The organism is Rhodoferax sp. WC2427 (genome assembly GCF_040822085.1).
Lineage (GTDB): Bacteria > Pseudomonadota > Gammaproteobacteria > Burkholderiales > Burkholderiaceae_C > Rhodoferax_B.
Genome location: NZ_CP162006.1, coordinates 3,391,515 through 3,416,195, shown reverse-complemented (window position 1 = coordinate 3,416,195; position 24,681 = coordinate 3,391,515). Strand labels below are relative to the sequence as shown.

20 protein-coding genes are annotated in these 24,681 nt (G+C 66.1%); 5 read left to right on the top strand and 15 right to left on the bottom strand.

From position 1 onward, the window contains the following. Positions 1–5: 5 nt before the first annotated feature. Genes AB3G31_RS16060 through araD form a run of 11 tightly spaced genes read right to left on the bottom strand, consistent with a single transcriptional unit; the run spans position 6 to position 11,519 of the window. A complete protein-coding gene (locus tag AB3G31_RS16060) occupies positions 6–794 on the bottom strand; it encodes an SDR family NAD(P)-dependent oxidoreductase (RefSeq protein WP_367847087.1) in 789 nt (262 codons plus the stop codon). Next, positions 791–1,687 (bottom strand): SMP-30/gluconolactonase/LRE family protein, encoded by an 897-nt coding sequence (locus AB3G31_RS16055; protein ID WP_367847086.1) that lies wholly within the window; start codon positions 1,685–1,687, stop codon positions 791–793. The genes AB3G31_RS16060 and AB3G31_RS16055 overlap by 4 nt, the downstream gene beginning before the upstream one ends. After that, positions 1,687–2,541 carry an aldose 1-epimerase gene (locus AB3G31_RS16050; protein ID WP_367847085.1) on the bottom strand — a complete coding sequence of 285 codons (855 nt, stop codon included), beginning with the start codon at positions 2,539–2,541 and terminating at the stop codon, positions 1,687–1,689. The genes AB3G31_RS16055 and AB3G31_RS16050 overlap by 1 nt, the downstream gene beginning before the upstream one ends. Further along, on the bottom strand, positions 2,541–3,656 hold the full coding sequence (locus tag AB3G31_RS16045) for a Gfo/Idh/MocA family protein (RefSeq protein ID WP_367847084.1): 1,116 nt from the start codon (positions 3,654–3,656) through the stop codon (positions 2,541–2,543). The genes AB3G31_RS16050 and AB3G31_RS16045 overlap by 1 nt, the downstream gene beginning before the upstream one ends. Positions 3,657–3,687: 31 nt before the next feature. Then, positions 3,688–4,818, bottom strand: a complete 1,131-nt coding sequence (locus tag AB3G31_RS16040; RefSeq protein WP_367847083.1) for a porin — start codon at positions 4,816–4,818, stop codon at positions 3,688–3,690. 40 nt (positions 4,819–4,858) lie between these two features. Further along, positions 4,859–5,689 (bottom strand): carbohydrate ABC transporter permease, encoded by an 831-nt coding sequence (locus AB3G31_RS16035; protein ID WP_367847082.1) that lies wholly within the window; start codon positions 5,687–5,689, stop codon positions 4,859–4,861. Beyond that, a complete protein-coding gene (locus AB3G31_RS16030) occupies positions 5,686–6,576 on the bottom strand; it encodes a carbohydrate ABC transporter permease (protein ID WP_367847081.1) in 891 nt (296 codons plus the stop codon). The genes AB3G31_RS16035 and AB3G31_RS16030 overlap by 4 nt, the downstream gene beginning before the upstream one ends. A gap of 34 nt (positions 6,577–6,610) precedes the next feature. Then, positions 6,611–7,882 (bottom strand): ABC transporter substrate-binding protein, encoded by a 1,272-nt coding sequence (locus tag AB3G31_RS16025; RefSeq protein ID WP_367847080.1) that lies wholly within the window; start codon positions 7,880–7,882, stop codon positions 6,611–6,613. A gap of 26 nt (positions 7,883–7,908) precedes the next feature. Further along, positions 7,909–8,976, bottom strand: a complete 1,068-nt coding sequence (locus AB3G31_RS16020) for an ABC transporter ATP-binding protein (protein WP_367847079.1) — start codon at positions 8,974–8,976, stop codon at positions 7,909–7,911. Further along, positions 8,976–9,773 carry an HpcH/HpaI aldolase/citrate lyase family protein gene (locus AB3G31_RS16015; RefSeq protein WP_367847078.1) on the bottom strand — a complete coding sequence of 266 codons (798 nt, stop codon included), beginning with the start codon at positions 9,771–9,773 and terminating at the stop codon, positions 8,976–8,978. The genes AB3G31_RS16020 and AB3G31_RS16015 overlap by 1 nt, the downstream gene beginning before the upstream one ends. 9 nt (positions 9,774–9,782) lie before the next feature. Further along, positions 9,783–11,519: an L-arabinonate dehydratase gene (gene araD / locus AB3G31_RS16010; RefSeq protein WP_367847077.1), complete on the bottom strand. Its 1,737-nt coding sequence runs from the start codon at positions 11,517–11,519 to the stop codon at positions 9,783–9,785. A 104-nt stretch (positions 11,520–11,623) separates the two neighbouring features. Between araD and AB3G31_RS16005 the strand changes: the two genes are divergently transcribed. Beyond that, entirely contained in the window at positions 11,624–12,685 is a 1,062-nt protein-coding gene (locus AB3G31_RS16005; RefSeq protein ID WP_367847076.1) for a LacI family DNA-binding transcriptional regulator, read from the top strand. 239 nt (positions 12,686–12,924) lie between these two features. On the opposite strand, the gene AB3G31_RS16000 is transcribed toward AB3G31_RS16005, so the two are convergent. Both AB3G31_RS16000 and AB3G31_RS15995 read right to left on the bottom strand, forming a co-directional pair. Further along, a complete protein-coding gene (locus AB3G31_RS16000; RefSeq protein WP_367847075.1) occupies positions 12,925–15,105 on the bottom strand; it encodes an EAL domain-containing protein in 2,181 nt (726 codons plus the stop codon). 11 nt (positions 15,106–15,116) lie between these two features. Then, positions 15,117–16,676 carry a methyl-accepting chemotaxis protein gene (locus AB3G31_RS15995; RefSeq protein ID WP_367847074.1) on the bottom strand — a complete coding sequence of 520 codons (1,560 nt, stop codon included), beginning with the start codon at positions 16,674–16,676 and terminating at the stop codon, positions 15,117–15,119. 397 nt (positions 16,677–17,073) lie between these two features. Here AB3G31_RS15995 and AB3G31_RS15990 point away from each other — a divergent pair, with 397 nt between their 5' ends. The 4 genes from AB3G31_RS15990 to AB3G31_RS15975 all read left to right on the top strand — a co-directional run bounded on the left by AB3G31_RS15990 (position 17,074) and on the right by AB3G31_RS15975 (position 21,359). Further along, complete coding sequence (locus AB3G31_RS15990; RefSeq protein WP_367847073.1) at positions 17,074–18,699, top strand: DUF4331 domain-containing protein; 1,626 nt, start codon at positions 17,074–17,076, stop codon at positions 18,697–18,699. Positions 18,700–18,713: 14 nt separating this feature from the next. Further along, positions 18,714–18,977 carry a hypothetical protein gene (locus AB3G31_RS15985; RefSeq protein ID WP_367847072.1) on the top strand — a complete coding sequence of 88 codons (264 nt, stop codon included), beginning with the start codon at positions 18,714–18,716 and terminating at the stop codon, positions 18,975–18,977. A gap of 127 nt (positions 18,978–19,104) precedes the next feature. Next, the gene (locus AB3G31_RS15980) at positions 19,105–20,235 is read left to right on the top strand and encodes a tetratricopeptide repeat protein (RefSeq protein ID WP_367847071.1); all 1,131 of its coding nucleotides are present in this window, start codon (positions 19,105–19,107) and stop codon (positions 20,233–20,235) included. Next, positions 20,232–21,359 (top strand): HupE/UreJ family protein, encoded by a 1,128-nt coding sequence (locus AB3G31_RS15975; protein ID WP_367847070.1) that lies wholly within the window; start codon positions 20,232–20,234, stop codon positions 21,357–21,359. The genes AB3G31_RS15980 and AB3G31_RS15975 overlap by 4 nt, the downstream gene beginning before the upstream one ends. 13 nt (positions 21,360–21,372) lie before the next feature. Here AB3G31_RS15975 and AB3G31_RS15970 read toward each other — a convergent pair whose 3' ends face one another. After that, on the bottom strand, positions 21,373–22,458 hold the full coding sequence (locus tag AB3G31_RS15970; RefSeq protein WP_367847069.1) for a M12 family metallopeptidase: 1,086 nt from the start codon (positions 22,456–22,458) through the stop codon (positions 21,373–21,375). Between the two features lie 281 nt (positions 22,459–22,739). Beyond that, positions 22,740–24,674 carry a hypothetical protein gene (locus AB3G31_RS15965; RefSeq protein ID WP_367847068.1) on the bottom strand — a complete coding sequence of 645 codons (1,935 nt, stop codon included), beginning with the start codon at positions 24,672–24,674 and terminating at the stop codon, positions 22,740–22,742. Positions 24,675–24,681 lie beyond the last annotated feature (7 nt).

The following is a 24,681-nucleotide window of genomic DNA, read 5'->3' as shown; positions in this document are numbered from 1 at the left end:
CGGTTTCAGGAAATCACGGATTGCTGGGCGATACCGGCATCGACCAGCACGTGCTGGCCGGTCATGCCGTCGCTGTCGTCGGCGGCCATGAACAGCGTGGGGCGGGCCACGTGGCCGGGGTCGAGGCGGATCTTCAGGCACTGCGCGTCCAGGAACTGCTGGTCGGCGGCCGGGTCGCGGTGCAGCGTGGTTTGCCGCTCGGTGACGATGGCACCGGGCACGATGGCGTTGACGCGGATGTTGCGCGCGCCCAGCTCGCGCGCCAGGGTGCGGGTCAGGCCCAGGATGCCGGCCTTGGCGGTGGTATAGCCCACCAGGTTGGGGCGGCCGCGCATCCACGACACCGAACCCATGTTGATGATGGAGCCGCCTCCGGCAGCAGCCATGCCCGGGGCCACGGCCTGGATGGCGAAGAAGTAGTGTTTGAGGTTCAGCGCCAGGCGCTCGTCCCACATCGCCGAGGTCACGTCTTCCATGGCGTGGCGGTCGTCGCGCCCGGCGTTGTTGACCAGCACGCGGATGGGGCCCAGGCGCTGGATGACATCGGCCAGCAGCGCCTGGTAGGCCTCCACATCGCGCACGTCGCAGGGGGCGAAGAAGGGGGTGGGGTGTCCGGCGGCGGTGATTTCTTCGACCAGCGGCTGGCCGCCGTCGGAGCGCAGGCCGCAAAAGGCCACCTGCGCGCCCTGGGCGGCAAAGGCGCGCACCAGTTCGGCACCGATGCCGGAGCTGCCGCCCGAGATGAAGACAACGCGGCTTTTGAGGGAGGGGTAGTAGGTGGTGGCGTGGGTCATGGTGAATTCACGAAGTGGGTGGCAAGGCCGGGAACCTCCACGCGCAGGTGCAGCACCTGGCCGGACCAAGGCATGTCGGCCAGTTCCTGCGCGGGCCGCTTCTCGCGGGAGGTGGTGATGAACAGGGTGCGCAGGTCCGGCCCGCCAAAGCAGGGCATGGTGGGGCAGCGCACCGGCAGGGGCAGGATGTGCAGCAGCTCGCCCTGGGGCGAGAAGCGTTGCAGGCAGGCGCCTTCAAACATCGCCACCCAGTAGCAGCCTTCGGCATCAACGGTGGCACCGTCCGGGCGACCACGGTAGTGCGCCAGGTCTGTAGCCGGATCGCGCGGGGTGAAACGGGCAAACGGCCGCCGGTGCGACAGGCTGCCTTGCTGCATATCGAAGTCGCAGGCATAGACCACGTGCGCCGGGGTGTCGGCCCAGTACAGGGTGCGGCCTGATGGGCTCCAGGCCAGGCCGTTGCTGACGGTGATGTCGCCCGCGGCCCGCTGCAGCTGGCCATCGGCCCAGCGGTACAGGCTGGCGCTGGGCGTATCGCGTGGCTCGTGGATGGTGCCGCACCAGAAGCGGCCTTGCGCGTCCACCTTGCCGTCGTTGAAGCGCTCGGTGGCCTGCGGGTAGGGCGCAGCGGCCACCTGGATACGGCTGCCGCCTTCGGGGTTGAAATGCCACAGCCCGTCGCGCAGGGCCAGCAGCAGGCCGCCTTGGGCACGCGCTGCGCAGCAGGCGACTTCGGTATGGAAAGCCCATTGGTGGTGCTGCTGGGACGCGGGGTCGAAGCGGTGCAACTGCCGCCCTGGAATGTCGCACCAGTACAACACCTGTTCCAGCGGGTGCCACAGGGGCGATTCGCCCAGCAGGTTGGCGGGCACGGGGAGAGCTCGGATGTCCATCACAGCGCCTCCACGTCTAGCGTCAGCGACGCGGTAGCCACGGCACCGGGTGCCAGCGCCACCAGCCCCTGGCTCACGGGGTCTGCATGCTGGATGGCGTTGTTCACATGGCTGACTGGCTCTACGCAGAAGTGCGGCTGCCCCGGCGGCGTGAATACCACCAGGTAGGGCAGGGTGGACGACAGGCGCAGCGCAAATTGTGCGTCGCGGATGAGGGCCACACCCGGCCAGCCGCCGAAGCAGTGGTCCAGGTCGACGGAGCGCACCGAGGCATCAATGCCCTGCTGGGCCGTGGCATGCGTGGGCAGCAGCAGGGCATCGCGCTCCCAGCGGCTGGTCACATCCGCCTGCAGATGGCTGCCGTCGCGCTGGGGAAAGTAGGGGTGCCAGCCCAGGCCCACGGGCTGCTCGCGCGCGTCGGTGTTGCGCAGCCGCAAGTCCAGCCGCAGTGCCTGCGGTGTGAGTGCGATGTCCTGCTCGGCCTCGAAGGCGAACGGCCAGTGGCCGTCGGGGGTGTGGGTGTAGCGCAGGCCCAGGTGGTCAGCGGTCTGGCGCACCACCTGCCAGGCGCGCAGCCAGCCCACGCCGTGCAGCGAGTGCGGGCTGTCGTCGAAATTGGGCTCGGCGGTGTAGTTCTGCCCCTGCCACGCGAAGCGCCGATGCCCCAGCCGGTTGGAATAGGGCAGCAGCGGAAAGCAGGCCGACTGGCGGGGCCCGGTCAGCAGGCCCGGCTCGGTGGAGCGCAGTACCGGCCTGCCCTGGTGCCACAGCCCGGCCAGGCTGCCACCCAGGTCGGGCCGCACGGCCAGGCGCAGCGGCCCGGCCTGCAGTGTGATGCCGTGGTGGTCTGCCATCACCAGCCTGCGGGCAGTATTTCGCTCATCAGCACGGCACGGCCGGTTTCTATGCTGCGGTGCGCGGCCAGGCCGGTGGCCACGCTGCGCAGGCCTTCTTCCAGCGTGATCTCGGGCGGCGTGCCGTTGCGGATGGCGGCGGCGAAATGCTGGTGCTCGATGAAGGAAGCGCCAAAGTGCTGGCCTGCGTACTTGATGTTGGTATCCCACACCCGGCGTACCGCCACGCCCTTGCCGGTGCCCGAGGGCTGGCCCCAGGTTTCGCGGCGGCCCCAGTCCTCGCGGCGGCCATGGCGCAGCGTGAGCGAGGGCAGCAGCGATTCCAGCTTGCCTTCGTCGCCGACGATGACCACATGCTCGTTGTCCACCGAGTTCTCGGCAAACATGCACAGGTCGAGCATGGCGCGGGCCCCGCTGGCGTATTCGACGATCACGTAGGCGCTGTCCAGGATGTCGGGGCGGCGGCCACCGTATTCTTCGGTGAGGTGGTTGACGCGCTGGCCGCCCGAGGCGAACACGCGCACCGGCTTTTCGCCCAGGATCAGGTCCATCAGGTTGAAGTAGTGGCAGCACTTCTCCACCAGGGTGCCGCCGGTGTTGGCGCTGAAGCGGTTCCAGTCGTCCACCTTGGGGTAGAAGGGTTCGCGGTGTTCGCGGATGGCTACCTGGTGCAGCTTGCCCACCGCACCCGCGTGCGCCATGCGGATCATCTCGGCCACCGGTGGCATGTAGCGGTACTCTTGCGCCACCCAGACGATGCCCTTGCGGCCTTGGGCTTGGGCCACCATTTCTACTCCGTCTTCGATGCGGGTGACCAGGGGCTTTTCGACCAGGATGTGCAGGTCGGTTTTCAGCGCGGCGCGCATCATCTCGATGTGGGTGAAGTTGGGTGTGGCGATCACCACCGCGTCGCACAGCCCGCTGTCGAGCAGCGCCTGGTGGTGCTCGAAGACCTGCACGCCCGCGGGCAGTATCTCCAGCGCCGCCGCGCGGCTGGCCGCGTGCGGGTCGGCAATGGCGGTGACCTGGGTACCCGCCAGGGCCTTGAGGTTTTCAATGTGTTCGCGGCCCATGCTGCCGCAGCCGATGATGCCGTAACGAATGGTCTGTGCCATGGCTTGACTCTTTATCTGAATGGAAATGGGTTTAGAACTGGTGCGCAATGCCTACGCCGATGCCGCGTACGGCAGTGCCTGCCGTGGTGGGTGCAAAGCTGTTCAGGCTGTTGGCGGAATTGTTGTCGTTGTTGACGCGGCCGTAAGACGCGTAGACATCGGTGCGCTTGGACAGCAGGTGGTGGTAGCCCACGCCGAAGCCGCGCGAGCCGCAGTCGGTGCAGTTGTTGACCGATTTGGCCGCATAGTTGGCCCACAGCTGGCCAGTGGGCAGTTTGTAGGACACGCCCACCATCGCGTCGTGGCCCTTGAACTTGTTGCCTGTAACGGCACCGGCTTCCAGGTCCCAGCCGTGCACATTGCCCCAAACATTGAACTCCTTGGTGACGGAGTACATCCCGCCCACCATGGATTCGTTGATCTTCTGGGGGGCCGTGCCACCGGTGACCTGGCCTTGCTTGCGGTTCCAGCCCGCGCCCAGGTACAGGTCGCCCTGGCGGTACTCGGCATTGGCCCCCATCACCTTGGCGCTGTCGGCATAGCCTTCGGGGGCGCCGTAGGCGGCGCTCACGGTAAGACCGCCCATGGTGGGTGTCTTGTAGACGATCAGGTTGTTTTCAAACCCCGACGTGATCCCTACGCTGTAGATGCCGCTGCTGGCCGATGCCAGGCCGCCGTTGGCAACGGGCGTGTTCAGCGCACTGCTGTTCGCCTTGAACAAATTGCTGCGCTGGATGGATTGCACCACGCTGTAGCCGTGCAGGCGCAGCGGCCCTGCGTCGTCGGCAAACAGGAAGGGCCAGAAGATCGGTACGTACTGGCGGCCCAGCGTGACGGTGCCCGCGCTGGCGCTGGACAGCCCCACATACGAGCCCCGGTTGAACAGGCGTGAGCCGCCCGCAGCTTCGCCCTTGTCGACGTTGATGCCCATTTCCATGAAGAACAGGGCCGACAGTCCGCCACCCAGGTCCTCCGTGCCGCGAAAGCCCAGGCGCGATGCGGTGTAGGTGCCGCTGTCCACACCGGTGCGGGTGGTTCCATTGCTGATGTTCTGCAGGCCGACATCGACGCGGCCGTACATCGTGACGTTTTGCGCCATGGCGCAGGACGTAAAGGCCAGTGCGCCAGCGGCCAGCATGGACAGTTTGGAAGTGGAGTGCATGGGGTCTTCTTTCAGTGGGTTGGAAATCAATGGAAGGGGCTTAGCCTTTGAGGCCGCCCTGGGTCAGGCCGCCGACCACGCGTTCCTGGAAGGCTGCAATCAGTACCGCAATGGGGACGATGGCCACCACCAAGGCGGCGGAGATCACGGGCCAGGGAAACGTGAATTCCCCCTGGTACAGCGAAATGCCGACCGGCAGGGTGCGCATGGAGGCGCTGGCGTTCAGCGACAAGGCCAGCAGGAACTCGTCCCAGGCGTTCACAAAGGCCAGAATGCCCGCGGTAAAAACGCCCGGAGCGGCCAGGGGCACCACCACCCGCCACAGCGCGCCCATGCGGGTGCAGCCGTCGATCATGGCGGCGTTTTCCAGGTCCTTGGGGATGCTCTGGAAGAAGCTCACCAGCACCAGGGTGCACACCGGCAGGCTCAGCACCGTGTAGGGCAGCACCAGGGCGGTGTAGGTGTTGAGCAGGTTGAGGTTGCGCATGGTCTCGAAGATGGGCACCAGCAGCGTGACCAGCGGGAACATGCTGGAGGCGACGATGCAGGTCAGCACCAGTTGCCGGTACTTCATGTTCAGCCGGGCGATGGCGTAGGCCGCAAACGCGGCCACCACCAGCGACACCAGGGTGGACATGCCGGCCACTGCCAGGCTGTTGCCCAGGTACTTCAGCAGCGGCTGGTCGGCAAAGGCCTGCACGTAGTTGCTCAGCACCAGCTCGTGCGGCAGGTAGGTGATGGGCTTGTGCACCAACTCGCCCTCGGTTTTCAGCGAGGTCAGCAGAATCCACACGGCCGGAAAGAAGCCGTTGAGCACCACCATGGTGGCGGCAATGAAGCGCAGCGAGCGCCCTTCAAATAGCGTGTTCATGCGTTGTTTCCAATCCGTTTGAGGTAGACACCGGTGACGCACAGGGACAGTACGAACATGAACACCGCCAGGGTGGAGCCATAGCCCACGTCCAGGTAGTCGATTGTGGTCTTGTGGATCAGCATGGCCAGTGTTTCGGTGGAATTGCCGGGCCCGCCCTTGGTCATCGTGTAGGGAATGTCGAAGGTCTGCAGCGCGGTGATAGTGCGGAAGATCAACGCCACAATGATGGACGGCATCAGCATCGGGATGGTGATCTGCCAGAACTGCTGCAGTTTGGACGCGCCGTCCACCTCGGCCGCTTCGTACAGCGACTTGGGGATCATCTGCAAGCCCGCCAGCAGGATCAGCGCCATGAAGGAACTGGTCTTCCAGACAATGGTGATGCAGATGGCTGCGAAGGCCCAGGTCGGCTCCAGCAGCCACATGCGCGGCGCCTGCTGGCCTGCACGGCGCATCACATCGTTGACCACGCCGTACTCCGAGTGGAAGAACCACGCGAAGATCAAACCGCAAAAAGCCAGGGGCAAGGCCCAGGGCAGCAGCAGCGCCAGGCGCACTGGCCATTGCCGCTTGAACGGCAGGTTGGCCAGCATCGCCAGGCCCAGGCCCACTACCAGCGCACCGGGCACGGTGATCAGGGTAATCAGCACCGTGTTTTTTGTGGCGTTCCAGAAGTCCGGGTCTTGCAGGACCAGGGCGTAGTTGTCCAGCCCGACGAATTTCGCATCGCCGCCGCCGGAGAGTCGCAGGTCAAAAAAGCTGTTCCAGATCAGCCTGCCAATCGGGTAGACCACGATCAGTGCGAGTAGCAGGAAGGCCGGAGCCAGCATCATGACCGCCAGCGTCTTGTCGCTGGGGTCGCGCAGACGGTTGATCAGTGCCACGGTAGGTTCTCTTTGGGGTGCATCAGCGCAGCCATCACCGCATGACCCGGCGCAGGCGCGAGTCGATCTCGGCCACACCTTCGTCGGGCTTCTTGGTGCGGGCCAGCACGGCGCTGGTGGTGGTGCGGATGATGTCGCTGACCTGGCCATAGTCTTTCGACTGCGGGCGGCTGCGGCCCGCGGCCACGACGGCAGCGGCATCCTTGAACCAGGGCACAGCTTTCACCACGTCGGCATCCTGGTAGACCCCCAGTGCGGTGGGCAGCAGTGAGCCCTGCACCGCCAGGAACTTGCTGGCTTCGGGGCTGGACAGGAACTTGATCAGCTTGGCCGCCTCGGGCTTGTTTTTGCTGAACGCGCTCAGGGCCCATTGCCAGCCGCCGATGCAAGTGGCGCTCTTGCCACCCGCCACCGCGGGCAAGGGCATCACACCGACCTTGCCCACCACCTTGCTGTCGGCATCGTCTTTGAAACGGTCCCAGGCAAAGCCCCAGTTGACGGCAAACACCACCTGGCCGGCCTTGAACTCGTTCACCGTGTCGGGCGTTTTGACTTCGGCTACGTTCTTCTTGACGACACCCTGGTCCACCATGGTCAGCCACTGGTTCAGGCCCTTGGCGGCGGCGGCTTTGTCCAAGGTGAGCTTGCCTGCGGCGTCGTTGAACTCGTGGCCCTGGCTCCAGTAAGGCAGCAGGAAGGTGCAGACCGCGCCTTCGATCGGTGCGCCCTGGATCGACAGGCCTTGCAGGTTGGCATCGCCCTCGGCCTTCTGGATCTTGGTGGCGGCGGCGGCCAACTCGTCCCAGGTCTTGGGCTCGGCGATCTTGTGTTTTTCGAGCAGGTCGCGCCGGTAGTACATGAACATGGCGTCGGCAAACGCAGGCATGGCCACGATCTTGCCGTCGATCACGTTGGCCGACGCGTAGGCGGGCAGGTAGGGTTTCATCGCCGTGGCGGTATCGCCCATATAGCTGTTCAGCGGCTCGATCCAGCCCGCACCGGCATACTGCGCGGGGTTCACGATGTCGATCATGAACACGTCGATGGACGGGTCCTTGGCGTTGAGCACGGTGCCCAGGTACTGGCGTTGCAGCTCCGAAGTGGCACCGCCGGTTTCCATATCGATGGTGACACCGGGGTTCTTGGCCTGGTACTGGTCGAACAGCTTGCGCATCAGGTCGGGGCGCTGCCCGGACCCGCCCGCGAAGGCGCGGATTTTGGTGTCGGCCAGGGCGCTGCCGGTGGCCAAACCGCTGACCAGCAGGGCCGAGCCCAGCAGTCCGAGAAAGGTGTTGCGTGTGTGCATGAGTGTCTCCTTGGGGTTTTAGTGGCTCAGTTCAGCGCTGCGCCGTTTTGCGGATTGAACAGGTGCAGGTGGTCGGGGTGTACGTGCACGGCCAGCTGGGTGCCCGGTGCTTCGCGGAACGAGGCCGACACCCGGGCAATCAGCTCCGAGCTGCCCACCTTGAACGACACCAGCGTTTCCGATCCCAGTGGCTCCAGCAGGGATACGCTGGCGGGCAGCACGATGTCACCCGCCTGGGGGGCCAGGCGCAGGTTCTCCGGGCGCACGCCCAGCTTGCATGCGCCGCCGTGGGCCGCCAAGCGGGGCGGCAGGGTGATCTGCACGCTGTTGCCCACATCGGCCACGCCGTGGGCCAGGCTGGCATCGATCAGGTTCATCGGCGGCGCACCGGTAAAGCCCGCCACGAACAGCGCGGCGGGCCGGTTGTAGATGGCATCGGGCGTGTCGTACTGCATCTTGTGCCCGGCGCTCAGCACGGCAATGCGGTCGGCCAGGGTCATGGCCTCCACCTGGTCGTGGGTCACGTAGATCATGGTGGCACCCAGGCGCTGGTGCAGGCGCTTGATCTCGGTGCGCATCTCCTGGCGCAGCTGCGCATCCAGGTTGGACAGCGGTTCGTCGAACAAGAACACCGCAGGCTTGCGCACGATGGCCCGGCCGATGGCCACGCGCTGGCGCTGGCCCCCTGACAAGGCGGCGGGGCGGCGGTCCAGCATGTGGTCGATGCGCAGCAGTTTGGCGGCATCCATCACCCGGCGCTTGATTTCGTCCTCGGGCGTTTTGCGCAGCCGCAGGCCAAAGGCCATGTTGTCGTACAGCGTCTTGTGCGGGTACAGCGCGTAGTCCTGGAACACCATGGCGATATCGCGGGCGCGCGGGGGCTTGTCGTTGACCACCTCGCCGCCGATGCGCACCTCGCCGCTGGTGATGGTTTCCAACCCGGCGATCATGCGCAGCAGCGTGCTTTTGCCGCAGCCGGATGGGCCCACGAAGACGCAGAATTCGCCCTCTCGGATGTCCAGGTCCAGGCCGTGGATGATGGTGTGTTTGCCGTCGTATGTTTTGACGACGCGGCGTAGTTCTACAGCAGCCATCAGTAGCCTCCGTTGGTAGGGGTGATTGGGCTTGCGCCCGTGTTGCGTACGGTTGCCAGCGCGGCCTGGGCGCTGCGCATCAGCAGGCCCAGGTCGGAGGCAATGGCGACAAAGTCGAAACCGATGGCGCGGTACTGCGCCACCACCTCGGTGGTGCCGCCCACGGTGCCAATGGGCATGCCTAGGGCCTTGGCGCGGGCCACGGCATCGGCCGTGACGGCCAGGACCTCGGGGTGGGTGAGCTGCCCCACATGGCCCATGGTGGCCGACAGGTCGCCCGGGCCGATGAAAAGCGCATCGACGCCCGGTACCGCGGCAATGGCCTCCAGCTGGGCTATGGCCTCGGTGGTTTCCAGCTGCAGGATCACCGTCATCTGCGCGTTGGCGGTGGTCAGGTACTGGGGCGTGGTGCCGAACTTGGAGGCCCGGCTCATGCCCGCCATGCCACGGCAGCCTTCGGGCGGGTAGCGGGTAGCGGCTACGGCCGCACGGGCTTGCTCGGCGTTTTGTACAAAGGGCACCAGCAGGGTGGTGGCACCGGCGTCCAGCACGCGCTTGATGTTCACGGTGTCGTTCCAGGGCACGCGCACCACCGGCAGCAAGGGGGTGCCCGAGACCGCTTGCAGCATGTGCACCAGGTCCATCAGGTCCAGCGGCGTGTGTTCCATGTCGACCACACCCCAGTCGAATCCGGCGTGGCCCATGGCCTCGGCGACGAGGGGGCTGGCCGACATGATCCAGGTACCGACCGGCGTGGCGGCACCGGTGGTTTGCAGAAGTTGCTTGAAAGGGTTCATGGGGGACCTTTAGTAAATGGGAGGTTGCGGCGTGGGTGCCGTGCCTTGGAGGAAGTCGAAGTCGCAGCCCTCATGGGCCTGGGTTACATGCTCCTGGTAGAGGCGGATGTAGCCGCGCTGGTAGGTGCGCGGTGGTGGCACCCGCGCGGCATGGCGTACGGCCAGTTCGGCTTCATCCACCAGCAGTTCGAGCTTGCGGGTGGTCAGATCGACCCGTATTTCGTCACCGTCGCGTACCAGCGACAGCGGGCCGCCCACCGCCGCCTCGGGGCTGACGTGCAGGATGCAGCTGCCGTAGTGGGTGCCGCTCATGCGGGCGTCGGAGATGCGCACCATGTCGCGCACGCCTTGGGCCAGCAGCTTCTTGGGAATGGGCAGGCCCCCCCATTCGGGCATGCCGGGTGCGCCCACCGGCCCGGCATTGCGCAGCACCAGCACGGTGTTCTCGTCGCAGTCGAGATCCGGGTCGGCACAGCGCTGGTTCATCTCGGCGGGCGAGTCGAACACCAGGGCGCGGCCACGGTGGTGGAAGAATTTCGGGCTGGCGGCGCTGGGCTTCATCACCGCGCCATCCGGGGCCAGGTTGCCGCGCAGCACCGCCAGCGCGCCAGAAGGGCTGACCGGGTTGTCCAGCGGGCGCACGACGCTGTCGTCCAGGCTGTCGCGGCCTGCAATGTTCTCGGCCAGGCTGTGGCCGGTGACGGTCATTTCGTCCAGCGACAAATGGGCGCGCACCCGGTTCAACAGGGCGGGCATGCCACCGGCGTAGTGGAAGTCCTCCATCAGCTTGTCGCCGCTGGGGTACAGGTTGGCCAGCACCGGCACTTTCTGGCCGATGGCATCCAGGTCTTCCAGTTGCAGGTTGACTCCGGCGCGGCGGGCCAATGCGATCAGGTGCACGGCGGCGTTGGTGGAGCCGCCCAGCGCCATCTGCGCCACAGTGGCATTTTGAAACGAGCCCTTGGTCAGGATCTTGGCCGGGGTCAGGTCGTCCCACACCATTTGCACGATGCGCGTGCCGCAGTCGGCGGCCATGCGGCTGTGGCCCGCATCCATCGCGGGGATAGAGGTGGAGCCCGGCAAGGCCAGCCCCAGCGCTTCGATGATGGAGGTCATGGTGCTGGCCGTGCCCATGGTGTTGCAGGTACCGGGCGCGCGGGTCATCTTGGCCTCCAGGCCCACCCATTCCTCTTCGCTGATATGGCCTGCCTGGTATTCGTCCCAGAACATGCGGGTATGGGTGCCTGCGCCCACGGCACGGGTGGGCTCGCCGCGTTTGAGGTAGCGGTCGCTGATCATGGGCCCGGCGGCGCAGAACAGCATGGGCAGGCCCGCGCTGATAGCCCCCATCACCGTGCCGGGGGTGGTTTTGTCGCACCCGGCCAGCAGCACCACACCGTCCAGCGGCAGCGAGCGCAGCAACTCTTCCACTTCCATGGCCAGAAAGTTGCGGTACAGCATGGTGGTGGGCTTGACCATCACCTCGCCCAGGCTCATGGCGGGCAGCTCGAATGGCATGCCGCCGGCCATCAGCACGCCGCGCTTGACGCTCTCGGCGCGTTCACGCAGGTGCGCGTGGCAGGGCGACAGGTCGCTCCAGGTATTGATGATGCCGATGATGGGGCGCTCCAGCACATCTTCGCGGCGCAGGCCCATTTGCTGGATGCGCTGGCGGTGCGCAAAGCCACGCATGTCGCCCGCGGCGAACCACCGGCGGCTGCGCAAATCTGCGAGGGATTGGGTCATGGATAAGGGCTTTCGGAAATGGGATGATCGGTTTGACTGTTACCGGTAACATTAACGGCAGTGGAAACTTCGTGCATTAGCAAAAACCCTAGCGCACATCAAAAATGAACCCGGACCCGATCAAGCGCCAGCGGCGCGGCCATGGGCGGCCTACGCTGCACGATGTGGCAGATGCCGCGGGCGTGACCCGTATTACCGTTTCGCGTTACATCCGCCAGCCCACCCTGGTGGCCGAAGCCACCGCCCTGCGGATCCGCGAGGCGATAGAGCAGACCGGTTACGTGCCCAACCAGCAGGCCGGGCAACTGGCCAGCGGCGCGTCACGGCTGGTGGCGGCGCTGATCCCCAACGTGGGCCATTCCATCTTTGCCGAGACCATCCAGGGCTTGACCGAGGGTCTGCGTGAAAGTGCCTACGAGCTGTTGCTGCTGTCCACCGGCTATTCCCAGGAGCGGGAAGAAGAGCAGTTGCGGGTGCTCACCGGCTGGGCCCCGGCGGCCATTGTGGTTACGGGCCGCCACCACACGCTCGGAGCCTTGCGTTTGCTGCGCGATGCCCAGTCCGCCGGTATCCCGGTGGTGGAAATCTGGGACCACCCCACCACGCGGGCCGATGCAGACGGTTTTGCGCAGATTGGCTTTGACCACTTTGCGGTGGGCGAGGCCATGGCCCGGCACCTGCTGGCCTTGGGCCATACCTCGCTGGCCTATGTGGACAGCGGTGTGGCCGAAGACTTTCGGGCCCACGAGCGCGGCGAAGGCTTTGTGGCCGCGGTGCAGGCCCAGGGTGCCCGTGCCACGGTGCTGCGCGCGGCCATGGGCGATGCGTTTGACGCGGGCCGGGCAGTGCTGCCCAAGATACTGGCGGCCAAGGGCGCGCGGGTGACGGCGGTGGCCTTTGCCACCGACCATCTGGCCTGCGGGGCCCTGATGCAGGCTGTCCGCCAGGGGATCGCCGTGCCTGGGCAACTGGCGCTGCTGGGTTTTGGCGACTTTCCCATTGGACGCCAGCTGGAGCCGCCCCTGTCCACGGTGCGACCGCCCACGGCCGACATTGGCCGGGTGGCGGCCAAGGCGATTTTGCAATCTCTGGCCGATGGCCCCGAGCCCAGCAGCCGCAAGCTGCCCTACCAACTGATCGAGCGGGCCAGTACGGCGGCAGCCTGAACCTAGATCCGGCAGTTGACCGCTTGTGCTGGTCTGGTAGGCCACTCTGGGCTTAGGTTTGTGGCGATTTATGGCCATCACCTCTTGGGTGAGAACGCTACCCACCCGAGGGCACTGCGCTCGCCACGCCATATGTCGTTGCTCCGCCTAGCGGGCAGTAGCCCGCGTTGTTGTCGCGCCTAATCTGGCATGCCGATCACAGCACCCTCGGGCGGGTTCAACTGCCGGATCTAGGTTGATCAGGTCCGCTGCGCCAGCATGTCTGCGGGCTCGGGCCGTCCAAAGTAGTAGCCCTGGAACGCGTCGCAGCCAATACCGGCCAGAAAGTGGCGTTGCTCGGCGGTTTCCACGCCTTCGGCGATGACTTTCAGGCCCAGGCTATGGCCCAGAGCCACGATGGTGCGGGCGATGACGGCATCGCTGGGGTCGGTCAGCACGTCGCGCACAAAAGACTGGTCAATTTTCAGCTGGTCCAGCGGCAGGCTTTTGAGGTGCGACAGCGACGAGTAGCCGGTGCCGAAGTCGTCCAGCGAAAAGTTCACGCCATAGGCCTTGATGGCGTTCATCTTGGCGATCACGTCGTCCACGTCGTTGACCAGCATGCTCTCGGTGAGCTCCAGCTTGAGCAGGTGCGGTCGGGCACCGGTTTTGGCCAGCGCTGCCGTCACGTGGGCCACAAAGTCGACCTGGGCGAACTGCCAGGCGCTGACGTTGACGGCCATGCTCCAGTGGTCGGTGGTGGGGTTTTGGGCCCAGGCCTGCAGTTGGGTGCAGGCGGTTTCCAGCACCCATTGGCCCAGGGGCAGGATCAGGCCGGTTTCTTCGGCCAGCGGGATGAAGTCGCCCGGAGAGACGCGCCCGCGCAGCGGGTGCTGCCAGCGCACCAGGGCTTCGGCGCCGGTGGGTACACCCTTGCTGTCCACCTGGATCTGGTAGTGCAGCACAAACTGCTGGGTACTCAAACCATGGCGCAGGTCGCGTTCCAGCTCGGTACGCGCCATGGCCACGGCCTGCATCGCCGGGTCGTAGAAGCGGGCCGTGTTGCGGCCCGCCGATTTGGCCTGGTACATGGCGACATCGGCCTTTTTCAGCAAATCCTCCATGCTGTCCCGGTCCTGGGCGAACAGCACGATGCCGATACTGGGGGTGCTGTCGTACATCTGGCCGCGCAGTTTGTAGCTCTGCCCCAGCGTGTAGAGGATCTTGTTGGCAATAGCCTCGGCCTGGGTGGCCGCTTCGGAGGACAGCGGACTCAAGGCTTCCAGCAACACCACAAATTCGTCGCCGCCGAGGCGGGCCACGGTGTCGGCCTCGCGCACGCAGGCGTTCAGGCGGGCGGCGACCTGTTGCAGCAGCTCGTCACCCACATCATGGCCCCAGCCGTCGTTGAGCTGTTTGAAATGGTCCAGGTCCAGGAACATCACCGCACCATGGTGCAGGCTGCGGCAAGAACTGGCCATGGCCTGGTGCAAACGGTCCATCAGCAGGCGGCGGTTGGGTAGCCTGGTCAGCGGGTCATAGAAGGCCAGTCGGCGGATTTCTTCGTCGTGCAGTCGGCGCTGGGTGATGTCACGTACGATGCCGATGAAAGTGGGCTGCCCGGAGCGCATGATCTGCGAGACCGACAGGCTCATCGGAAACACTTCACCATTCTTGCGCACACCTTCGACCTCGCGCGGCTTGCCGATAACGCGGGCTTCGCCGGTGTGCTGGAAGTGCAGCAGGTAGCCGTCGTGGTGGCCGCGGTGTGGCTCCGGCATCAGCATGGAGACATTGCGCTCCAGCACTTCGGCCGGTGTGTATTGGAACATCCGGCTGGCGGCCTGGTTGAAGGACTGGATGCGTCCGCGCATATCGATGGTGACGACGCCATCGACCATATTGTCCAGAACCGCCTGGCTGTGCAGGGCCGATTCTTCCAGGGCCGCCTGGCCTGCCAGCAGTTGCTCCTTGCGCCGTGTGATGTTGTGGTGGGACACCACGTACAGCCCGGGGTGGGTGTGCAAAGGCACGACCCGCATGACAAACCAGCGCCTCTCGTCGGGGCTGTGGCAAGAGTATTCGCAGTCAAACGTGGGCGCCAAGCCGCTCAGCACCTTGCGGATGCCATCCACCAAAGAGGCCTCTTGCTCCGACTCGACGGCGCTGAAGCCTTTGGAGGCTTCCAGATAGTCGCTGCCGACCCACGGGTAGTCGGCAGCGGTGCCGTTGTGGACGCCGAATTCGATCCAGTCCTGGTTGACGTAGGTGATGGTTCCTTGCTGGTCGATGATGGCGATCTGGCTGCCCAGCGAGTTCAGCGCGGGCTCGAACTGGCAGGTCGCCATGGTTTGCAGCGCCTCGGCCAGGTTGGTTGCGCGCAGCAGCGGTTTGCAGGGCCGCTCTGGCAAGGCCGACAGGCCCGTGTCGTCTGGCAACATACCCGGACGGATCACGCCAGGACGAACACTTGCACGGACCGCGCCAGCGCCAGACTGCTGCCGCTCAGCCCCTCGGCGGAGGCTGCGGATTCTTCGACCAGCGCCGCGTTTTGCTGGGTTACGGCATCCAGTTGGTTCACCGCTTCGTTCACCTGGGCAATGCCGTCTGATTGCTCCACGGTGGCCTGGGTGATCTGGCGGATCAGTGCGCCTACCTCTTTGACCGAAGTTACCACCTCGTCGATGGTGCGCCCCGCGTCCGCCATTTGGTGGCTGCCCGCCGCGATCTGCTCGGCCGATTCGGCAATCAGCGTGCGGATCTCGCGGGCCGCCCCGGCGCTACGCTGCGCCAGGGACCGCACCTCGGAAGCCACCACCGCAAAACCGCGCCCCTGTTCGCCCGCGCGGGCCGCTTCCACGGCGGCGTTGAGCGCCAGGATGTTGGTTTGGAAGGCAATGCCCTCGATCACGCCGATGATCTCTTGCACCTTTTTAGACGACTTGTCGATGTTTTGCATCGCCAGGCCCACCTGGTGCACCGCCTCGCCGCCCCGGGTCGCCACGTGGGTGCTTTTGTCGCTTTGCTGCGCCACCTGCAAGGCGGTTTCGGCGGTTTGCTGGACCGTGCCGGACAGTTGCTCCATGCTGGCGGCGGTTTGCTGCAGGCTGCTGGCCTGGGATTCGGTGCGCTCCGACAGGTCCAGGCTGCCCGAGGCGATTTCGGCGGCGACCTGGGTGAAGCCATGGATTTCGGTGTTCACATCGCCGATCACTGCCCGCATATTGATCTGGATCTGCCACAGGCAGCGCACCAGCGAGCCCAGCGGGGCCGGGTAGTTCAGCGAAATAGCGGTGTTCAGGTTGCAGCCCGACAGGTCGCTGGCAAAGCGTTCGGCCTCCAGCACCACGTCTGTCACATGGGTCTTGAACCACAGCACCATCACCGCCGCACAGACCAGTTGCAGCCCCACTTGCAGCAGCACGCCCAACTGGCCCGTTACGCCCAGCAGCATCGGCAATACGCCCACGCCCACCATGGCCGCCAGCACCAGCATGTAGCGTTGGGTCATGCCAACGTGGGCCAGACGGGCCAGCGCGCCGCGCCAGCCCAGCGGGCGCACGGTGCCGCCACGCAGTTGAAAGGTCGGGCGGTTGGCCGCGCGCTCACTGCGCATGCGGGCGTACAGCGCGTCGGCATCCTGCACCTGCTGGCGGGTGGGCTTGGTGCGCACCGACATGTAGCCGCGCGGCTTGCCGCCTTCCATGATGGGGGTGACGTTGGCCTCGACCCAGTAGAAGCTGCCGTCTTTGCGCCGGTTTTTCACCATGCCGGTCCAGGGGCGGCCACGGCCGATGGTGCTCCACATGTCCTTGTAGGCCTCGGGCGGCATGTCGGGGTGGCGGATCAGGTTGTGTGGCTGGCCCACCAGTTCGTCGTAGCTAAAGCCGCTGACCTGCACGAACGCACTGTTGCAGTGGGTGATGTGGCCCCGGGTGTCGGTGGTGGACACCAGCATCTCGTTGGATGGGTACTCGTACTCTTGCGTGGTGACGGGCAGGTTGGATCGCATAGGGCTCCTTCGGTGCAGCGGTAACTACATTTGGTAACAGGCTGCGATTAGGCCCGTGCGGCCAGCAGCTTTCAAGCTCAAAGCCCCACTGTATGTGGCGAGCTTGATACATATCAAGACAGGTTCAAAAATTTTGTAACAAGACTGCCGCAGTTTTCGGGCCCGATGGTTGAGCGCTTGGCCATCCAGGGTGGTGAAATATTTTTTCCATGAAATAGGCATATTGCGCTTATTCCATAAGCATGAGCAGCTATCAAAGGTGAAGCAGATAGTCGCTGCATGCAGACTGATTGCGAGAAATAGTGCCGGTTTGTGAATCCACGGTAAAGCCGCCTGCGTATCCCAAGAGCCAATAGTGTTTATTGGCACCAATGGACATGACCCCCAGGAGATCACCATGCAATTCAAACGCAACCCCATCACCGCAGCGTGTTTGCTGCTCGCGCTGACCGGCGCGGCATTCGCGTCCAGCCACCGCGAGGCGCCGTTCATCACCACCAGCCCGAAGGTGGACGGCACCGACTTCTACATGTTCCGCAGCTACGAGGGCGTGGCCAACAACGGCAGCGGTGGCCGCTCCGACTTCGTCACCATGATCGCCAACTACCAGCCCCTGCAGGCCCCGTACGGCGGCCCCAACTACTTTGCCATGGACCCGAACGCGCTGTACGAGATCCACATCGACAACGTGGGCGACGGCAAGGAACACCTGACCTTCCAGTTCAAGTTCAACAACAAGCTCAACAACGTGGCCCTGCCCATTGGCACCGCCAACGTGGCGATTCCGCTGGTCCAGGCCGGTGCCGTGGCCAACGTCAACGATGCCAACCTCAATGTCAACGAGACCTACACCGTCAACGTGGTGCGTGGCGACCGGCGCAAAGGCACCGTGTCTGCTGTCACCAAGGCCAGCGGCGGCGCCACCTTTGAGAAGCCGGTGGACTACATCGGTGCGAAAACCCTGGGCGGTGCGGCGGCCTACGAGGCCTATGCCCAAAAGCACGTCTTCAGCATCAAGGTGCCAGGCTGCCCCGCTGGCATGGACGATGGCAAGGTCTTCGTCGGCCAGCGCCAGGACGGTTTTGCCGTCAATCTGGGCCCGATCTTTGACCTGGTCAATGCCCCCGTCGGCTTCCTGCTCGACCCGGCCAACAAGGACGCGGTCGGCATGGGCGGCCAGGCCGTGGTGCAAAAGACCAACATCACCACCATCGCGCTGGAAGTCAACAAAGGCTGTTTGACAGCGGGCGCAGAGCCGGTCATTGGCGGGTGGACCACGGCCAGCCTGCGCCAGGCCCGGCTGCTCAACGGCAAGCCGCCGTCGGGCCACCAGGCCAGCGAAAAAGCCGGTGGTGCCTGGGTGCAGGTGTCGCGCCTGGGCAACCCCCTGGTGAACGAGGTGGTGATCGGCCTGCCCGACAAAGACAAATTCAACGCTTCCAAGCCCGAGAACGACGGCCAGTTCCTGACCTACGTGACCAACCCCACGCTGCCCGCCTTGCTGGGCCTGGTGCTGGCTGGTAGCCCCACCGCCGTGGCACCCACCAACCTGCCGCGTACCGACCTGGCCACCGTGTTCCTGACCGGCATCACCGGCGTGAACAAGCCCGCCAAGGCCACCCCGTCCGAGGTGCTGCGCCTGAACACTGCCATCACCCCCGTGCCGTTTGCCCTGCAAAACCGCCTGGGCGTGGCCGGTGAGGTACTGCGCGTAGGCGGCACGGCCAACCTGTCGCAAGCGGTGGACCTGGCGGGCTTCCCCAACGGCCGCCGCCCCAAGGACGACGTGGTGGACATCGCCCTGGTGGCCATGCTCGGCGGCCTGTGCGTCATCAACGGCGACAACAACAGCCTGGGCCTGAATGGCGTACCCGGCGTGCCCAGCCTGACCTCGGCCTGCAAAGCCTCCAGCGTGCCGCTGGGTGCCCAGTCGGCCAATATCCACGACGGCGTGGACCAGGCCACCGTGCCCTTCCTCACGCGTTTCCCCTACCTCAACACGCCTAACTCTGGCTCTAACTGATAAGGACCCGCACCATGTTGCACTTCAAATGGATAGCACCCACCGCGGTCGCCGTGGGCATGCTGGCGGCCTGTGGCGGCGGGGGAGGGGATGGCCCCGTGGCCGACCAGTTCGTGGCTGGAACCACCGAAGTTCCGGTGGGCGTGGAAACCCGGGTGGACGATGTGGTCGCCTTCTCCAAGGCCCAGATCGCCAACACCAGCGACAGCCGTGACCCGGTGGTCCTGGCCGACACCAAACTGGCCACCAGCGAATCGGACGACCCCGCGGACATCTGACCTGTCTCCCCCCCTCCCCTGCGGGGGAGGGTTGGGGAGGGGCAGGATTTACAAGAAATCGGCCCCTACCGCTTATTCCATCAGCGCAAGCAGCTACTTATTCAATAGCAACCCAAATTTTCCCACCATGCGCATCCCCCCCATCTTCTGGCTCGCCTGCCTGCTGTTGTGCGCCCCGGCCCATGCCGCCACCGCGCTGCACCCCAGCCGGGGCGACGAAGTGGTCGAGCGCCTGCCTACCATCACCCGCGTGCGCCCCGCCGCCATGGCCACCGCCACCGCCACCGCCGACCCGGCTGCCGCCGCCGCCCAGGCCCGCGCCCACATCGCCACCGCCCGCCAGACCGGCGACACCCGCTACTGGGGCCGTGCCCAGGCCGTGCTGGCCCCCTGGTGGGACAAGCCGGACGCACCGGTGGACATGGCCATCCTGCAAGCCACGGTGCAGCAGGGCCGCCACGATTTCAAGGCCGCACGCAGCCTCCTGCAAGCCGCCGTGCACCGTGCCCCCCAGCACGCCCAGGGCTGGCTGAACCTGGCCGCGTTGGAGCGCCTGTCGGGCCGCTACGACCAGGCCCTGCGTGCCTGCGAAGCCGTGGCCCGCGCCGGGCAAAACCTCTACGCCCTGGCCTGCCAGCTGGAAACCCAGTCGCTGCAAGGCCAGAGCGCCGCCGCCCGCACAGGCTTTACCCGGCTGCTGGCCGCCACGCAAGATCCTGCACAGACCAGCTGGCTACAGTCCCTGCTGGCCGAGAGCGAAGAACGCGCTGGCCGGGATGCCGCTGCCCGCACCGCCTACCAGCGCAGCCTGCAGGCGGCACCCGACCTCTACACCAGCATCGCCCTGAGCGACCTGCTGCTGCGCACCGGCCACACCGCCCAGGCCCTGGCCGTGCTGCAGCCGCTGCCCCAAACCGACGCTGTGCTGCTGCGCCAGGCCACCGCCCTGCGCCGCCTGAACAACCCCGAATGGAAAACCCTGCGCGCCACCCTGGGGGAATGGAACGCCGAGCTCGCCCGCCGCGGCGACGACCTGAGCCTGCACAGCCGCGAGCAAGCCCTGGTCGCCCTGTGGCTGGACGACGACGCGCCCGGTGCGCTGCAAATCGCCCGCCGCAACCTGGAGCTGCAGCGCGAACCCATCGACTGGTGGGTGGCCCTGCAAAGCGCCCGCCAGGCCCAAGACACGGCGGCGGTGCAGCAGTTGCAAAAAGACATGCAGCAAGTCGGCATCGTCGACGCGCGGAGCCGCCCATGAAACGCCTGCTCTCCATCTTGTGCGCGCTGTGCCTCAGCGCTCCCGCCTGGGCCCACAAGGGCAGCGATGCCTACCTGGACGTGCGCCAGCAAGGCAGCGCGCTGACCCTGCAGCTCGCCGTGGCCCTGAAGGACCTGGACCTGCTCATCCCGGTCGATGCCAATGCCGACGGCCAGGTCACCTGGGCCGAAGTGCAGGCCGCCACCCCCGCCGCGCTGGCCCTGCTGCAAAGCCACACCGGCCTGGTCGGTGCAGGCCCCGGCTGCACACTGCACTGGACGTTTGACGGCCTGGAGGCCCGCAGCGACGGCGCCTACCTGCGCGCCACCAGCCCCGCCGCCTGCCCGCCCGGCACGGCCCTGGACCTGCGCTACACCTTGTTCAAGGCAGAGGACAGCAACCACCGCCTGATCGTCACCGGCCACCTCGACGGCCATGACCTGCTGGCCACCGCCGCACCCCAGCAGGCGCTGCCGCTGGCCTTGCGCCAGGCCGTGGCCGCCCCGCCCCGCGCGATCCATGGCATTGCCGCAACGCTGTGGGACTACCTGCAGCTCGGCATGCACCACCTGCTGCAGGGCTACGACCACATGGCCTTCCTGCTGGCCCTGGTGCTACCGCTGCAGTTGCGCCTGGGCCGGGCCGCAGGGCAGGGCGCACCGGTGGCGGGCCGCAGCCCCTGGTGGTCGCTGCTGCGCACCGTCACGGCCTTTACCGTGGGCCACTCCATCACCCTGGCACTGGCCACCTTCGGTTGGACCGAAGCGTCGCCGCGCTGGGTCGAGCCCGCCATTGCCGCATCCATCGCCTTCACCGCGCTGCTCAACATCTACCCCGTGCGGGTACTGCGCCCCGAGCGCCTGGCCCTGGTGTTCGGCCTGGTGCACGGCTACGGCTTCGCGGGCCTGCTGATCGAAGCCGCCGCCCCCGCTGGGTTGCTGCCCTGGGCGCTGGCCGGCTTCAACCTGGGCGTGGAAGCTGGCCAACTGACCGCTGTCGCCGCCTGGGTGCTGCTGTCGCAGGTAGTGGTGCGCCAGCCCTGGTACGCCAGCGCGGTGGTCCGTGGCGGCTCGTGGCTGCTGGTGGCGCTGGCGGCATACTGGTTTTGGCTGCGGGTGGTGTGAGCGACGAACGCCGTCACCAGACCATCAGTGACGTTTCGCTGGCGGTTTCCGCGTAGAACAGGCGGATCCCGATCTGGTAGGTGCGGCCGGTGCTCAGGCGCATCCGGAGCAGGGCGTTGCGGTCTACGCCGCTGTCGTCGTCGCCACCAATCTGGACATTGCCGCTGGGCGTCACTTCAAACAGCACCAACACGGTGTCGGAGTCACCAAAGGTGCCGATGCGGTAGGTGCGGGTGCGCGGAGGCTGGAAGCTGAACACCCGCGTTTGCCCTGCTTGCAGGTCCAGTTTGAGCGACATGGCGACCTGCAGCTGGGGGATGTTGGCGACCGCCGCTGCGGGGTAGGCCACCCGGATCCAGGCCGTGTCAAATTCGGACAACCCGCCGCGCGGTGTGAGTCCCTCGCGGTAGCCCGCCGGTTCCTGTATCAACCCTGGGCCGAAGTGGTATTCCATGACCGAGTCGGGGTCCCACTTGGTGCCTTTGACGTCGTCTGGGTTGATTTTGTTCAGAATGTTGTGGTTGATCGCATCGTCCTGCCAAAAGTTGGGCCCACCCCGGAAGTAGCTGCGCACCGCCGCTTCGTTCCAGACGATGCCGGAGAACGGGTTCTGGTGTTCATGCTCCAGCCCCAGCGTATGGCCGATTTCGTGTAGCGCGGTGTCACCGCCATAGGGGGTGGTCAGGGGCCAACCAAAATTCATGGTGCGCTCCAGCGGGTCGCGCACGTTGGCCACGTCGCGGCCGACATACGACCAGGAGCCACCTGCAGGCTCAAAGCCAATCCGCACCTGCGCATCCTCAGGCCGGGTCACACGCCGAAAAGAGATGGCAATGTCCAGGTCAAACCATTTTTCAAAGGCCGCATCCACTGCGGCCCGGTCGGCGGCCGAGCCTTGCCAGGCCGTGGGAACGGCATCGCCCGTTTGGAAGCAGTAGTAGGTCAGTTGGGTACCTGCGGCCCATTTCTTGTCGGAGTTGGTGATGGCCCTCACGCGGCCTGCCGACACATCGGGTGCGAACACGCGGGGCCGTTGCAGCGGTTGTGTGCAGTAGCGGAGGCCGTAGTTGTCTGGAGTGGTGGTGGCGGGGGCAGTCATACAAGCCTTTCAGTGAGTGGGTTGCAGAGGGGCGGCATGGCGCGCCGTGGCAAAAACCCTTGGCGCTAGATCACTTTAGGATGCAATCCGCCACTCCACATCCTCACTTTGGAGGATGTAGCTGTGCCCGCCTGGGGCCGCATTTCGGCCCCGTCCACCGTGGCGGTGTCACCCGGCACATTGCAGCACATTTAGCTCTATTTTTAGTAGCTTGTCGTGCTGATGGAATGGGCGCTAGCGGCCTATTTTTCTTGCAAGATTTACTGCAAATTGCATAGCGGTCACGCCTTCACCACATCAAACTTCAAGCCACTGGCGCCTTCGCCGCGTCCCACCAGCTTGTTGCGGCCTATCCATAGCAGGGCGCGACCCTGGCTGTCGCGGGCGTAGTTGAAGCGGCGCTGCAGGCTGATGCCGTCGCGGGGTACCTCTTCTTCGGCGATGCGCAGGAAGTCGGTTTTCACGTCCACGTTGGGGTCTTGCCGCAGCAGGCTGCCGCGGGGGTGGAACATGAAGCCTTCGAGCTGGTGGTCTTCGGTGCCCAGCGCACCGGTGGTTTCTACAAAGGCGTTGTCGCGCAGGCGCTGGATGAAGGCGCTGTAGCTGGCGTTGACCGGCTCGGCCATGCGTGCGGGTGTGGTCTGGTAGTGGTGGGTGACCACGCCGCGCTGCAGCTGGATGCTCCAGTGCAGCACGTCGGCCCCCTGCTTCTTGACCGGCAGGAACGGCACCCAGTGCGCTGCCACTGGGGTTTGCAGGGTGTACTGCAGCAGGGCACCGGCGCTGGCGGGCGGCGCGTCGGCTATTACCGTGGGCCGCAGGGTCTGGGTGGTGGACAGGCGGGTGCTTTCGAACTTGCGGTCGATGGGCTCGCCGGAGCTGCCCTGAACCCGCTTCTCAATACCCCAGACCATGTTGGCCATCTCGTCGCGCACCAGCATCACGTGCTCCAGCGGCGGGCCCTCCAGGCTGTGCAGGGCAGGGCAGAGGTAGAGCGTGTTGTCCAGCCGCTGCGGCGCGCCGGGCTGCAGGCTGAGCTCAAACATGTTCCAGCCCGCTGCTGGGATGGCCAGGGTGATGCCGAAGTTGTCGCGCACGTCCAGCTTCTGCACGGTGTACAGCGCGTTCGTCGGCAGGGTCAGCGGCAGGGTGAACCAGTCGTTGCTGAACACCAGCGCGTACTCCAGCACGGCCAGCCGGGCCAGGTCGCTCTTGGCGGCGCCCAACATGCCGAAGTTGACGCGGCCATCTTCAAATTCCCAGTACCGGTCGGCGGGCATACCGGGGTAGCGGGCAGTGGTGGGCAAGGGCAGGTGTTTGGGCGGCTGGGTCGGGTACGACACGGTCTGGTCCGGCCCGCCTGCGTCGGCGTGGGCGGCACCCAGGGTAAAGCTGTGCCAGTCCAGCCGCCCGTCGGTGTACTCGTCGGCCACCAGGCGCACCGGTGCGCCATCGCCCTGGGCCCCCAGGGCAAAGCTGTACTCCAGCCGCTCGGGCTTCCAGTAGGGGCTGGCCCCGGGCGCGGTGCCGTCCAGCGCAAACTCCGCCAGCCAGTCCACCCAGTGGTGCAGCAGTGCCAAAAAGGCATCCATCTGCGCGATGCTGGCCCCCGCGATGCTGCCAAACGCCTCTTCGGCCGCGCGGTCGGGCAGGGCGCCGAAGGCCTGGGCCAGCGCTTGGGCGTGGATGGCGCGCTGGTCCAGCAGGGTGTGCCACACAAACCCGGCGTTGTCGGCGGCGGCATCATCGGGGGCGGGCAGGGGCGCGGGGAACTGCTTGCGCAGCGCCTGGGCCAGAGTGCCCAGCCCGGCGGCGCGCAGGCTGCGCATCAGTTGCTGGCCCGCCTGGGCGTTGAGCTTGGGGTGGACCTGGAACACCTGCTCGTGTTCCACCAGCGCCTCCAGCGGCGCGGCACCGGGCGGCAGGGGGGTGCCGTCCAGCGCATCGGCGCGGGGCAGCAGGCTGCTCACGGGCAGGCCCGCCACCGCCAGCGCGGCGGCGATGGGGCTGCCCGCGTCCTCGCCCTGGAACTCGTTGAACTGCCATTGCCGCGCCAGCATCCACAGCGGGTCGGCAATGCGGGCCTGCAGGCTGTCGGCCACGTCGTCGCTGGTGGGCAGCGGCTCCAGCCGCGACCAGGTGGTGTGCGAGGGCTCGGGCTGCGCAATCAGCGCCGAGACCACCGAGATGCGTGCGGCGGTAAGGGAGATGGGCATGGCGGTT